General features: G+C 31.2%; 14 protein-coding genes and 1 other RNA gene. 3 read left to right on the forward strand and 12 right to left on the reverse strand.

From position 1 onward, the window contains the following. Window positions 1–136: 136 nt before the first annotated feature. From N4A57_RS09885 to N4A57_RS09915, 7 genes are all read right to left on the reverse strand, one after another. The gene (locus tag N4A57_RS09885) at window positions 137–532 is read right to left on the reverse strand and encodes a phage integrase SAM-like domain-containing protein (protein WP_293657827.1); all 396 of its coding nucleotides are present in this window, start codon (window positions 530–532) and stop codon (window positions 137–139) included. 102 nt (window positions 533–634) lie between these two features. After that, window positions 635–1,342: a hypothetical protein gene (locus N4A57_RS09890; protein WP_293657828.1), complete on the reverse strand. Its 708-nt coding sequence runs from the start codon at window positions 1,340–1,342 to the stop codon at window positions 635–637. Window positions 1,343–1,513: 171 nt separating this feature from the next. Continuing rightward, a complete protein-coding gene (locus tag N4A57_RS09895; protein ID WP_293657829.1) occupies window positions 1,514–1,792 on the reverse strand; it encodes a hypothetical protein in 279 nt (92 codons plus the stop codon). A 93-nt stretch (window positions 1,793–1,885) separates the two neighbouring features. Continuing rightward, window positions 1,886–3,361 (reverse strand): SMI1/KNR4 family protein, encoded by a 1,476-nt coding sequence (locus N4A57_RS09900; RefSeq protein ID WP_293657830.1) that lies wholly within the window; start codon window positions 3,359–3,361, stop codon window positions 1,886–1,888. 233 nt (window positions 3,362–3,594) lie between these two features. After that, the gene (locus N4A57_RS09905; protein ID WP_293657831.1) at window positions 3,595–4,212 is read right to left on the reverse strand and encodes a tetratricopeptide repeat protein; all 618 of its coding nucleotides are present in this window, start codon (window positions 4,210–4,212) and stop codon (window positions 3,595–3,597) included. A gap of 143 nt (window positions 4,213–4,355) precedes the next feature. Continuing rightward, window positions 4,356–4,949 (reverse strand): hypothetical protein, encoded by a 594-nt coding sequence (locus tag N4A57_RS09910; protein ID WP_293657832.1) that lies wholly within the window; start codon window positions 4,947–4,949, stop codon window positions 4,356–4,358. 139 nt (window positions 4,950–5,088) lie between these two features. Continuing rightward, on the reverse strand, window positions 5,089–6,357 hold the full coding sequence (locus tag N4A57_RS09915) for a hypothetical protein (protein WP_293657833.1): 1,269 nt from the start codon (window positions 6,355–6,357) through the stop codon (window positions 5,089–5,091). Between the two features lie 158 nt (window positions 6,358–6,515). Here N4A57_RS09915 and N4A57_RS09920 point away from each other — a divergent pair, with 158 nt between their 5' ends. After that, on the forward strand, window positions 6,516–7,457 hold the full coding sequence (locus tag N4A57_RS09920; protein WP_293657834.1) for a hypothetical protein: 942 nt from the start codon (window positions 6,516–6,518) through the stop codon (window positions 7,455–7,457). A gap of 23 nt (window positions 7,458–7,480) precedes the next feature. On the opposite strand, the gene N4A57_RS09925 is transcribed toward N4A57_RS09920, so the two are convergent. Beyond that, window positions 7,481–8,497 (reverse strand): LacI family DNA-binding transcriptional regulator, encoded by a 1,017-nt coding sequence (locus N4A57_RS09925; protein ID WP_293657835.1) that lies wholly within the window; start codon window positions 8,495–8,497, stop codon window positions 7,481–7,483. 341 nt (window positions 8,498–8,838) lie between these two features. Between N4A57_RS09925 and N4A57_RS09930 the strand changes: the two genes are divergently transcribed. Then, window positions 8,839–9,069 carry a hypothetical protein gene (locus N4A57_RS09930; protein WP_293657836.1) on the forward strand — a complete coding sequence of 77 codons (231 nt, stop codon included), beginning with the start codon at window positions 8,839–8,841 and terminating at the stop codon, window positions 9,067–9,069. Window positions 9,070–9,126: 57 nt separating this feature from the next. Here the strand turns inward: N4A57_RS09930 and rnpB are convergent. From rnpB to N4A57_RS09950, 4 genes are all read right to left on the reverse strand, one after another. Continuing rightward, window positions 9,127–9,470: RNase P RNA component class A (rnpB, locus tag N4A57_RS09935), an RNA gene on the reverse strand. A 74-nt stretch (window positions 9,471–9,544) separates the two neighbouring features. Continuing rightward, window positions 9,545–10,249, reverse strand: a complete 705-nt coding sequence (locus N4A57_RS09940; protein ID WP_293657837.1) for a zinc ribbon domain-containing protein — start codon at window positions 10,247–10,249, stop codon at window positions 9,545–9,547. Window positions 10,250–10,299: 50 nt separating this feature from the next. Further along, window positions 10,300–11,406 (reverse strand): Nif3-like dinuclear metal center hexameric protein, encoded by a 1,107-nt coding sequence (locus N4A57_RS09945; RefSeq protein ID WP_293657838.1) that lies wholly within the window; start codon window positions 11,404–11,406, stop codon window positions 10,300–10,302. Continuing rightward, a complete protein-coding gene (locus tag N4A57_RS09950; protein ID WP_293657839.1) occupies window positions 11,391–12,086 on the reverse strand; it encodes a tRNA (adenine(22)-N(1))-methyltransferase in 696 nt (231 codons plus the stop codon). Before N4A57_RS09950 ends, N4A57_RS09945 begins: the two co-directional genes overlap by 16 nt. A gap of 92 nt (window positions 12,087–12,178) precedes the next feature. On the opposite strand from N4A57_RS09950, the gene N4A57_RS09955 reads away from it, so the two are divergent. Continuing rightward, the gene (locus tag N4A57_RS09955) at window positions 12,179–12,361 is read left to right on the forward strand and encodes a hypothetical protein (protein ID WP_293657840.1); all 183 of its coding nucleotides are present in this window, start codon (window positions 12,179–12,181) and stop codon (window positions 12,359–12,361) included. Window positions 12,362–12,372: the final 11 nt, after the last annotated feature.

Raw genomic sequence — 12,372 nt, forward strand, 5'->3', positions numbered from 1 at the left:
AAAAAACTCAGTCTCAAACTTTTTGCAAAATAACAACTTAGTCTCAAACTTTATAGAAATCAGTCTCAAACTTAATGAAAAATTATACTAAGAAATGTAGGGTATAGATATACTCAGTCTCAAACTTTATGAAAACTCATAAAATCTTTTTCTTAGGAGTTTCCACATAGTCACACGGATTTTTTTCTATAATCTGCAACATAACTGCATTTTTCAATGCCTTCCTAAGTATCCTATAAGTTTGTATCACTGTTTTAGGATTCAGTGGTTTTTTACCATTCATACGACCATTTTTAAGTAACTCACAATACATAGTTTGCACTTCTATAGGCCTTAAGTCCACTATTTTCATATGTCCAATCCTAGGGCATATATAATTGTCTATGTGTTGTCTATAGCCTGTATATGTGGTTAATTTAAGGTTATTTAGACAATATGTTTCAAACCAATTATTTAAATATTGCTCAACTGTTATATCTGAACTATCTATTTTTAATATGTTATTATCATATTTGTATTCTAATTCTCTCATATATTTAAGAGTCTCTTTTTTTAGATTGTCCTTGACAAAGGTACCATTTTATAAGTAAACTCTCTTTTTCCATTGTCTATTATATACGTTCCATTTTAACTATCACATCATTCCCTTTTTATGTTTATTAACCCTCGAAGGACAGAACTCAGGATTTAAGACAAAAAACATTATCATTCCAATAGCCGCTATCCTCCAAAACACCCAAGCTGAAAAAGGCCAAACAGGAACATCCAAGTGGATTTTTTCAACTTTTCCATTTGATTTATCCTCGACACTTACAATATTTAGGGATGAAATATCATAGGTTTTACTACCAGTAGAAAATGTGTTTTCTGCCGTCATATGATACTCTGTCTCTAATTCTCCACAACGATTATAACCAATCTCTTTTTCAGAATAAATTAATTCACCCTTGTCAAATATAAAATAGCTATCAGTACGCGCAGTGACTATATTAATTTTATCTTCTTTAATGCCAAAAGCAAACCAACCTCCCCCACCTGTAGGGAAACTAAATCCATATTGAAAATTACCAAGACTATCGTACACTTGGATACTTTCTGTTTCGCCTTCCCCAATATATATATTTCCTTCAGAGTCTACAGCAATTCCATTCTTATCATTGAGAGGATACTGCTTGTAATATTTATGACAACTAGAAACACTCCCCATCTTACTACAAAATCCAACACCTCCAAATACTAACATACAAACTGCTACAAAGGTTAGAACTCTTTTTATAATTAATATAGAAACTGATACAAAGGCTAACACTCTTTTTATAATTGTATTATTTTTTAATTTCATATTCCTCTCCTTTTAAACCAATAATAGTTATATAGATATTGTTTTTTGCTTAAGTTTCAATACCTTAATCTTATAACTTCGAAACTCATCTCCCATATTGACATTGCTCATAAACTCATTTCACGAACCAGTTTCACTTTTATCCATATATGGTGGTGTTTGCGTACTCATTTAGTAATATTTACCAATCCGCAAACCTATATATTTTGTGACCGTAGAACCAGAATACTCATATCCTGAGTGCACTACCTTTATCTTTTTTGCCCCCTCGATAACACCACTTATCTCATATTGAATATGAGGATCACCTAAATATAATATTTGAAATTCAGCACCATCATTTTCCTCAAATATATTGAATTCTAGTGTATAGGATGTACTAAATTCATTAACTTGCTTAACTTCAGCTCCAACAACATCTCTTGTTTGTCGAATTAATGAAAAATCCAATATTTCTGATTTCGACTTGTTAATTGTAATTACCAGCTTTTGAAGAACATCCTCCTTCTTAATTGATTCTCTGCCTATATTTCCAATAGCAATTTAACATTTCCATGTTTGTTGCCAACCATATGATTGAAGTTTACAATTCTTTTCAACTTCTGATACTATAGATTCTGCACTTTCTTCTGATTTTGCATTAAAGATAGTTATACTAGTTATGTTTGAACCACTAATGCAGTGTAAATTTTTAAGGTTTGTTGCATCAATTCCAATGCTTTTTAGATTTATACAATGTTTTAAAATTTTCATATCTCCAATTGGATAAATCAGTTCTTTTAATCTCTGCATATTTTCAACAACTCCTATACTAGATTCATCCTCTGCCTTTCTATCTGTCTCAAATACTGTTAGTTTTTCTAAGCCTTGTAAAAATTCTAAATTAGGTATACTTACTTTTCTTAGTTCCAAATTTGTTAATTTCTTAAGAGTTGAAATGTAGGATAAATCACCAACTTCCATATCTTCCAAACTCAATTTTGTTAAATTTTTCAAATTTCCTATAGAATCCCTATTAAGTTTAGTTATTTTATATAGCCTTAGATACTTTAAAGTTTTTATATTTTTTAAGATACTTATATCACTTAATCTAAGTTTTACAAAGGTTAATTCTTTTAACTTCCCTTGATTAACTATATATTTTAAATCAGAATCTTTAAAAGATTTACTACCAATTACAAGCTTTGTCAGAGAGGATATTTCTTTAATGGGTTCAAAGCTACTTATATAATCAGCATGAATAATCAATTCCTTCAGATTAATCATATGCTTTAAAATATCTAATGATATTGCCCCAAATTTTTTAGCCATATCCCCCTTTATGAATATGATTCTGTTTTTTGCTAATGCTTCAGTAGTAATACTTCCATTAACAATTTCATCTTTAAAATATTCTGCCCAAAATCCATTGACCAAAAAGGAATCTTTCTCTATTGCTGTACCTGTTAAAGTCATCACATCATCCAAAAGATGCCGCTGCTTCCAATCTATTACCTTCTCATTGTCATCTTGCCAAATATTCAAATCTCCACTTTCAAAACTTTTCACAATAAATTCAAATAACATTTGAATATTCTCTGAAATAACATAAGAAATTGATGAATTATGATCTATCGTTATAATTTGTCCATATTTCCCTTTTATTCCTGGATCTAAATCCATTACCAAAAACGAGCCTCCACCATCTTCTGCAAAAGGTATCCACCCTTTTTTAAAATTTCCATCCTTAATCAATCCATCTTTATCGGATATAATATCATAGGCCGATTCTTGAAGTGATCTCCATTCGCTTATAACTGTCTCTATGTTCATCCACCTAAAGCCTGCCATTAGTCCAAAAATCAAATTTCCTTCACCGTTATATTTTAAATAAAGGTTTCTAAAATCTTTAGGTATCTTTTTACCACTAAGACTTTCTAATTCACTTATTTTTATATCATCAGTAGGTTCATTGAGTAACTCTTCAATGTTAGGAATGTATGCTCTTATTTCTTTTATATTTTTATTTAATATTTCCATATATTTTCTCCTTCATTTTCTATAATATATTTTCAAATTCTATTAAATGAGTATATATCTCTTTATCTTCCATTTTTCAGCTTGAAATTTTTTTCATTAGATTTATTCCCATTATATGGTTATAACTTATAGGAAAATAAAAATAGGAGATAGCCTTATGGCCATTTCCTATTTCTTATTTATAAAACTCATATGGAAATTATGTAAATAACCTGGGCTTTTTGTAATCCATATTATTCTTCCCCGTAGCCCTTTTCATACAATATATTCAGTTTATCCTTAGCATCTACAAGACTTTGGTCTGCTGACTTTTCATACCATTCTAATGCCTTTTGATAATTTTGCTCTACTCCATTACCCTCGTAGTACATATCCCCAAGATTGTTTTGAGCAAGTATATCTCCTTGGTCTGCTGCCCTTTTATACCATTTTAATGCCTTTTCATAACTTTGCTCTACTCCATTACCCTCATAATACATATCTCCAAGATTATTTTGAGCACATGGATCCCCTTTGTCTGCTAATTTCACATACCACCCTAATGCCTCTTCATAATTTTGTTCTACTCCATGGCCTTTTGCATACATATAACCAAGATTATACTGTGCTGTTTCATTTCCCTGTTCTGCTGATTTCTTATACCATTTTACTGCTTCTTCGTAACTTTGTTGTACTCCGTTGCCCGTTGCATACATATACCCTATATTACATTGTGCTGCCGCATCACCTTGCTCTGCTAACTTCTTATGTAATTTTACCTCTACACTATTTTCATAGTCCATTGCATTACTTATTATTGGTGACATAACCATACTCATAAAAACTAATACTACTGATAAAATTTTTTTCAAATTTATTCCCCACTTTCTAACCCATTGTTTTTTAATTTTCCTTATATTAACAGTCTATATGAATAATAGATATATTTCAAGATGTAGCAATCCTTGGATTTTTATCCAAAGACTTTGTTATCTTAAATACTAAAGACAACCCACTAACACCTTACGACTGGTTCTGCTCCATGCAACCATGCACTAAATATTACATATTCATTTGCCCCCCTATGAACCCATAAGGTCTCCTCTTGAGAACTAGCTGGTTCAGCTTTAGTAACATAATTATATAGGCCTAAATATTCTTGCCCCCCATAGAAATTTCTACTAACATTACTTTGTCTAACTGGTAAAATAGCAACTTTTCCTTTTAAGCCATCAAAGTACCCTAACTCCCAGGGCATCCATTTAGAATTTTCCCTATCACTAAAAGTAGCATAAATTAAGGATTTACACGACTTCATTCTTTCTCTCAATATATGTGCCCTTTCCTCATTTATTCCAGTTCTATCTAATTTTGTACTATCAGTCCAGTGGACATATACTGAAAATCCCATCTTTTCAATTGTTTCTTTCAAGTTCAATATTTGCACTGCATCTGAAGAATTATGAGAAAGGAAAATATCATATTTAGTTTCAGCAGAAAAATTCATCTCTAATTTCCTCAATCTTCCCTGTGCTTTTTTCTCCACAATGGCACGTTCATATCTATTTTTATAAATTCCTCGTAAATCAGACTCTTTAAATAATGCCATTTTATCCCCCCTATTTCAAATGAACTAATGCTAATTATACCATAATATGTAAAATTCTACATGCTTTCCTACCTTTAATAGACCCAAAAAGCTAGGATTTAGCACCCTAGCTTTTAATATTTCTATGAAACTACTTTACCTATCTAAAAAATATACCCTTTCTCTTCCTTGGATTTCTTTGATTTCTTGGATTAGAAGCTTGGGATTCCATTTCTTTTAATTTTCTTCTTAGTCCCTCTACTTCCTGCTTTAATAATAAAATCTCCTTTTCATATCCTTCATGTTCATCTTCTATAATCTTTACATTATTATCATTTACTATTAAAAAGGATTTAGTACCGTCATCCTCTTCCCTATCCTCTTTATCATCTATAATTGCATCTTTTTTTTTTACATTTACCTTAAAGGCATCCTCTACCTTAGAAAATCCTAAAAAAGAAAAGTATGGATAATCCTTACCAAAGGCATGATTAAGAGTATACTTATCTCCCCTGTTAGTCTTATATTCATATCTGTAAAACCTATCCTCATGGGTTTCTTTCCACTCATAGGGACCTTCCCAAGTTAGTCCCTTATCCTTAGAGTAGGAGCTAACTACCTTATCAAACTCTGTCCATACATTCCAAAGCTTTCCTTCTTCTAATATTAAAGTAGGATGCATAGCCGTTCCTATATTAGATACTAATTCTTCTGCTTCTTTTTTAAAAGTATCTAGTTTGTATTTTTCAAATTTAATTATCAAATTATCATCCACATATTTTGAATAAGTAACATATAGACTCTCCTCATCTACTAAAGTATCTAAACATAATTTAGCACTTTTATCATTTGTGATTTTCCTTCTATCACTCCATTTTTCTTCTTCAAAATCAAACTCTTGTACAAATACTTCTTCGTATTCTCCATCTATATCATAGAAAAATAACATTAGTTTTTCATCCCTTTTTATAATATTAAAAGGATTAAGTATATTTTGTCTAGTTATCTCACCTATTTTAACACTTTTCCAATCTTCATCATAATAATGGTGGTATATACCATACTTATGATCCTTCTTGTTTTCAAAGGTACAATAGATTATATTTAGGTGATTTTCATGAATTAATAAATTCAAATTAAATAGGTCAAGTCCATCTACATTTCCCAAACTATCCTTTGACCAAGTACCCTTAATACATTTCCCTAATATTATTTCCTTATTTCTTTTTTGGTATATGGCATATAATCTATCCTCTTCATCTATGTTTCCATCAAACTCCAATAATACATTTTCATCTAATATTATATTTTCATGCTCCTTATCCTTTGAAAATTTACTGTAGCACATGTTTGCCTTATCCCAATAAATATTGTGAACATTACCTTTTTTGTCTGTTAAGAGTATGTTTCTCTCATTTACAAAGGACATAACTTCACCATCCTTAATATATATTCCTTTTATTATAATATTAAAATTTTTTAAAATATATGACATTAAATCGCCCTATGTGTAACACAAATTTCTATTCAGAATATAATAATATTGACAACAAGATTTATGAATATTAAGAAAGGGGGTAACAATATATGACTAAATCAGCACCATTAACTCTTGCACTTTCAGATAAATGTTGTGAGGGGCATACTGGATGCGAGTTTGATGGAACATTAAAGAGAGTTTGTGCTGAGTCTGTATATCTTCAAAAAGTATATGATGCAACTCTATTTAATCTACAAGGACTTAAAAATGCAGCTGGTCACCACTTTAAACCTTATTTAGGTGATGATGTTAGAATCATTAGAGTATTAGACATAAGATGTAAAAAGGTATTTAATCCTCATGACATAAATGATCCTGATAACTTAAATGTAGATCTTAACACTACAGTCTCAGGCGCTTCCTTTGTTGAAAATGAACATGGTCCTATTAGGGTAGTAGGTCCTGATGGCAGAAGATCTGAGTTTATTCTTTATACAGACACTAGTGAATGTGACGACGAATATAAAGGCACTCCAATTTTCGGTACTCAAGTTATAAATATTACTGGTAAGGTATTAGTAGAAATAGACGTGGTATATTCTGATGATTGTGACTGTGAATGTACTGCCACACTAAGGGGAGAAGTTCCAATAGGAACTGAATGCGATCCTCTTGTTCTAACTAATTTCTTCGAATTATGTATGCCATCAGTATTTAACTCAGCATTTTTACCAAGATTTACAGAGTTTTGTAATGTAGGGTGTGAAGCTAGATTAGCTACTAACAGCATTACTAGAGACATAGTAATAGACCCATGTACAGGATGCATTAAAGTTAACCTAATAATCGCAATCTGTGTTACATGTGAAAAGAAAATAATTGTACCAGTTCAACTTTGTGTATTATCAACTGGTTTCCCATGCTTAAAACCTAACAGAGACCCAATTTGTTCTTCATTCCCACAACTTTTCCCAGACAATATAAATAGACATTGTAAACCATGTAAACCTTGTGCTTCAGATCAATCCCTTGAGGAAGAACCTATCTAACAAAAAAACCTTCTTTAGAAAAACTAAAGAAGGTTTTTTAACGATCTTATGGACCCTTTAAATTTAATTACAGAATTCATTACTATATTTTTATATCCACTAACAGGATTATCTATTTTATCTGAAACCACTTGTCCTGCTACTCTACCCATTTCAAATGCATCCTGAGTTATGGTAGTTATCTGAGGGTGTATTAACTGTGGTACACTAAGTTCTCCAAAGGATCCTAAGGATATATCCCTTGGTATATTTAGATTCATTTCTTTAATGGCTATTATGGCCCCTTCTGCCATTTTGTTACTAGTTGCAAAAATCATTGTGGGTAAGTTCTTTCTATTTTTTATTATCATATTTTTAACTTCCTTATATGATTTTTCCATTATGAAATCACCACATACAGAATATTTAGGGTTAAAGGGAATATGATAGTCTTCTAAGGCCTTTCTAAAAGCTTCATATCTTTCCCTTGCAGTACTTACCCTCATAAGACCATTTATAATTCCAATTTTTTCATGACCCCTTTTTATGGCATATTCAATGAGCTTATAACTTGCTTTAAAATTATCTATAACTATGGAATTAATCTCTAAATACGGTAAATATCTATCTATTAAAACAATCTTCATTCCCTTTTTGATTAATCCATTAATTCTGTATGAATCATTAATAGTTGGGATCAACAATATATATTCAACCCTTTTTTCATTTAATGCATTTAATAAATCCATTTCTCGTTCAGTATTTTCATTACTACTACAAAATATTAAATTATATCCTAGTTTACTAACTACACTCTCTACCCCTTTAGCTATTTCCATATAGTAGGGATTTGATATATCTGGCACAACCATACCTATCATATAAGTCCTATTCACTTTCAGGCTTCTAGCTATAGCATTTGGTCTATAACCTAATTCTCTTACAGCATCCATAACCCTTTTCTTAGTCTTATCACTTACAGGATAATTACCATTCATTACCCTTGATACGGTGGCTATGGATACGCCAGCCCTTTTAGCCACGTCTTTTATCGTCATCATCCATATCCATATCCCTTCATTTCTAATTATTCCCTTTACTATATGTTACCATAATATTTGAAATTTTAACATATCTTTAGGGTTTTAAATAAATGTAAAACCTCTCATGATATCTAAAGTCTTGCTCTTTTCCATTCTCATGTATAAATTTACTTATTTTACAATCTTGTACAAATTCTTTTATTATAACAAAGAGATTAATATGTAACATATGTGCCCCATGTTGCATACCTTGTATTAGGGAAAGAGATAAAAGCCCTTTAATAATATGTAACATATACATAATAAGAAAAGGAGGTGTTTCATAATGTGTATTGGTGGACCTGTTGGTGGCGTATTTGATGGATGTGATAGCAGCTTACTATTCTTCTTCTTACTTCTTGTTATCTTATTCTGCAACTGTGGACTTTTTGGAGGCTATGGTGGCGGTTGCTAAAAAAAGAATTGGGTATTTTACCCAATTCCATATACATAAATGTCCATCTAAAAACTATAAAATTTCCAATGAAAAAATCAGCCATATGAAGCATTTCTTTAAAGGACCAAGTTTTATCTTGGTCTTTTGTATGTAATTTTACCTATATATTAAAAAAAACTCAAGGAAATTAATCCTTGAGTTTTCATATCTTAAAGTGACCAAATCTATAAGCCGAGTTCTGTATTTGACAATCATCTATCTAGGCCTATTGTTGCCAATAGGCTCAAGCGACCTACCACGGGACACGACGGGCCGTCGTTACCAAATGTCCCTACTTGGTCTTGCTCCAGGTGGGGTTTACATAGCAGACTAGTCACCTAGCCCCTGGTGAGCTCTTACCTCACCTTTCCATCCTTACCAGTAAAACTGGCGGTCTATTTCTGTTGCACTATCCTTCAGGTCACCCTGACTGGGTATTACCCAGCACCCTTGCCCTATGGAGCTCGGACTTTCCTCGTACAAGGCATGCCTGCACGCGATCATCTGACTTACTCACTTTATTCACTTTTCTTGAGAACAAGATATATCTTATCATAATATATGGCCTTTGTCAAAATCCTTTTTTTTAATTATTGTCCTAATATTACCACTATCCTTCTACAATTAGGACATAATTTCATGTTCCCCTTATTGATTTTTTCCATTATTTCTATTGGTAAGTCCATATGGCATCCACTACATATTTGATTATGAGCATAAGCCATTGGCTTAACTTTTTTCTTCTTTATAGTATAATATAATTCTAAATTACCTTTTGGTATGATTCTTTTTATATCTTCCCTTTCCCTTTCTAAGTTATGTAAATTCTCTTCTACTATTTCCTTTTTACTTTTTCTTTCTTTTAATAGTTCATTTATCCTAGCCCCCATATCTTTTGCCTTTTTCACATACTTTTCTAATTCCATTTCCACCTTTTCTTGACTCTCAATTTTTTCTACCATTCTCTCCGTATAAGTATCTATACTTGTTTCTAATCTTTTTTCCTTTTCCATTAATAATTCTAATCCCTTGGAGTCCTTAATTTCTCCTCCGTATAATTTTTTCTTCATTTCCTCTTTTGTCTTTTCTATATCTTTTATATGATCCTCTAATAATTTGGACTCAGTTTTATATTTTTTCTTAAGGCATTTAATTTTTTCTATATGTTTTCTTACCTTTTTATCTTCCATTATATATTTTTTTATCTCCTCTGCTTTATCTATTCCTTCTAGTTCCCTTTCCTTTTTTAATATATTCATCTCTATTTCTTGAAGCTCAAATAAGTATTTCACCATTGAAATTTCCTCCTTTTATATATACAAAAAGAATAGGCATATGCCTATTCTTATATAGTCTTAAATGGATTAATATTTAATTTAGATACTAAAACTTTCACATTATTATTAAGCTCTTTAGTTAAATACTCGGCAACTAAATCGCATACTATATTTTCAGTTTCAAAATGACCAGCATCAATTACACAAATACCTAATTCTTTGGCATTTTGTGCATCATGATATTTAACATCTCCTGTTATATAAAGATCACAACCTAATCTATGGGCATTTTCAATAAAGCTAGCTCCACTTCCTGTGCATAGGGCAACCTTCTCTATTTTTCTGTCCATATTTCCCACTACTTTTAATGACTCGATGGCAAGTTTGTCCTTTATATTTTTGCAAACTTCTTCTAAAGTTGACTCTTTTATAGTCCCAACTCTACCTAATCCATATTTTAATATATTATTTTCTAATTTAAATATGTCATAGGCCACTTCTTCATAGGGATGAGACTCAATCATTTTGTTTATAACTTTATTTAAATGATTTTTAGAGACTATGGTCTCTAATTTAGTTTCTTCCACATACTCTAGTTTATTACTCTCTCCTATAAAGGGGTTAGCTTCCTCTGAAGGCTTAAAAGTCCCCTTACCTATACTTTGGAATGTACAATGGCTATACTCTCCTATATGGCCTGCTCCTTGGCTACACATACTGTCCATAACCTTTTCTTTATGACTTGTGGGTACATATACTATTATTTTATAATAATCTTCTTTCATAGTAGGTACTAATACATTTTTATTTTCTAACCCTACTAGTTCTCCTAACAAATCATTAGTTCCCCCATAGGCCACATCTAAATTTGTATGGATAGCATATACACTAATATTATTTTTTATTAGTTTATGTATCATACTTCCTATGGGATTGTCGTTAACTACAGCTTTTAATTTATTAAAAATAAGAGGATGATGAGTTATTATCATATCCACATTATTATCTATAGCTTCATCTATAACTTCACTAGTCGCTTCTAAAGCCACTAGTACAGTATTTATATCACTCTCAATATCTCCCACTAAAAGGCCCACATTGTCCCATTTTTCCGCTAACTTTTTAGGGGCTATCTTTTCTATATTTCTTATTAGTTTCTTTAACTTCCTAGGCATTTTAGCACCCCTTTAAGCTTTTTTAATTTTTCTTTATGAATTATATACTTCTCATCTTCTTCAAAGGATTTTTGCTTACTTAGATTATATAATAATTTTTCATATTTGGCTATTTTATTTGTAATAAATTCCTTAAGTAAAGGGTCCTTATCTTCTATTAACCTTTTTCCCACATCATAATATATGGAATCTTCTATCTCCTCAAAACCCTTCTTTGTCACTATTACTTCATACATTTTTCCATCATCTATAACTAATCCTTCCTTTTCTATGATAAATCCATTTTTATTAAGCCAGATTCTTAATTCTTCTTGGGCTACCATAGGTTGTAGGATTAATCTATCTAAAGACTTGGCAATTTCCATACTTTCCTCTAATATGGTACTTATTAATAGGCCTCCCATGCCAGCTATTATGGCCGTATCTACTTCCCCCATTTTTAAGGGTTTTAAGCCACTACCAATTCTTGTTTCTATCTTGTGTTCTAATCCATTTTCCATAATATTTTTTTTAGCTATATTAAGTGGTCCTTCATTCACATCACAAGCGATGGCCCTACTAACTATATTTTTCTCTGCCAAATATACGGGTATATAAGCATGATCCGTTCCTATATCAGCAATTTTTGCTCCTTCTTTTACAAATTTTGCTATCTTATCTAATCGTTTAGTTAATTTCATGTATATCTCCTTTTTAGTACTTTATAGTATTTTCTATTTTTAAATATATTTTAACTCATTTTAATTAAAAATAATTATAGGGAGGTTTTAATATGGATAAAACTAAGAGTAACAACCCTAAATCCTCTGTTCATTTTAAATGGGGTGGAACTACCTCTGATTGGCAAGCAGAAGCTGAGGAACTTTATGAAGAGACCAAACCCAAAGAAAGCCCTAGGGAAAAGAAACATGATATAGAATATGGTTCCTCAAAGCAACGTTGGTCTCCTCTTTAGATGTTCTATGT

The organism is Anaeromicrobium sp., assembly GCF_025210435.1.
GTDB lineage: Bacteria > Bacillota > Clostridia > Peptostreptococcales > Thermotaleaceae > Anaeromicrobium.

Excerpts from the sequence above, each read along its gene's own strand:
- N4A57_RS09940 (WP_293657837.1), bottom strand. The coding sequence starts at position 10,249 with ATGGTGAAATACTTATTTGAGCTTCAAGAAATAGAGATGAATATATTA.
- N4A57_RS09885 (WP_293657827.1), bottom strand. The coding sequence starts at position 532 with ATGAGAGAATTAGAATACAAATATGATAATAACATATTAAAAATAGAT.
- N4A57_RS09920 (WP_293657834.1), top strand. The coding sequence starts at position 6,516 with ATGACTAAATCAGCACCATTAACTCTTGCACTTTCAGATAAATGTTGT.
- N4A57_RS09910 (WP_293657832.1), bottom strand. The coding sequence starts at position 4,949 with ATGGCATTATTTAAAGAGTCTGATTTACGAGGAATTTATAAAAATAGA.
- N4A57_RS09950 (WP_293657839.1), bottom strand. The coding sequence starts at position 12,086 with ATGAAATTAACTAAACGATTAGATAAGATAGCAAAATTTGTAAAAGAA.
- N4A57_RS09955 (WP_293657840.1), top strand. The coding sequence starts at position 12,179 with ATGGATAAAACTAAGAGTAACAACCCTAAATCCTCTGTTCATTTTAAA.
- N4A57_RS09900 (WP_293657830.1), bottom strand. The coding sequence starts at position 3,361 with ATGGAAATATTAAATAAAAATATAAAAGAAATAAGAGCATACATTCCT.
- N4A57_RS09915 (WP_293657833.1), bottom strand. The coding sequence starts at position 6,357 with ATGTCCTTTGTAAATGAGAGAAACATACTCTTAACAGACAAAAAAGGT.
- N4A57_RS09890 (WP_293657828.1), bottom strand. The coding sequence starts at position 1,342 with ATGAAATTAAAAAATAATACAATTATAAAAAGAGTGTTAGCCTTTGTA.
- N4A57_RS09930 (WP_293657836.1), top strand. The coding sequence starts at position 8,839 with ATGGATGTGATAGCAGCTTACTATTCTTCTTCTTACTTCTTGTTATCT.
- N4A57_RS09945 (WP_293657838.1), bottom strand. The coding sequence starts at position 11,406 with ATGCCTAGGAAGTTAAAGAAACTAATAAGAAATATAGAAAAGATAGCC.
- N4A57_RS09925 (WP_293657835.1), bottom strand. The coding sequence starts at position 8,497 with ATGATGACGATAAAAGACGTGGCTAAAAGGGCTGGCGTATCCATAGCC.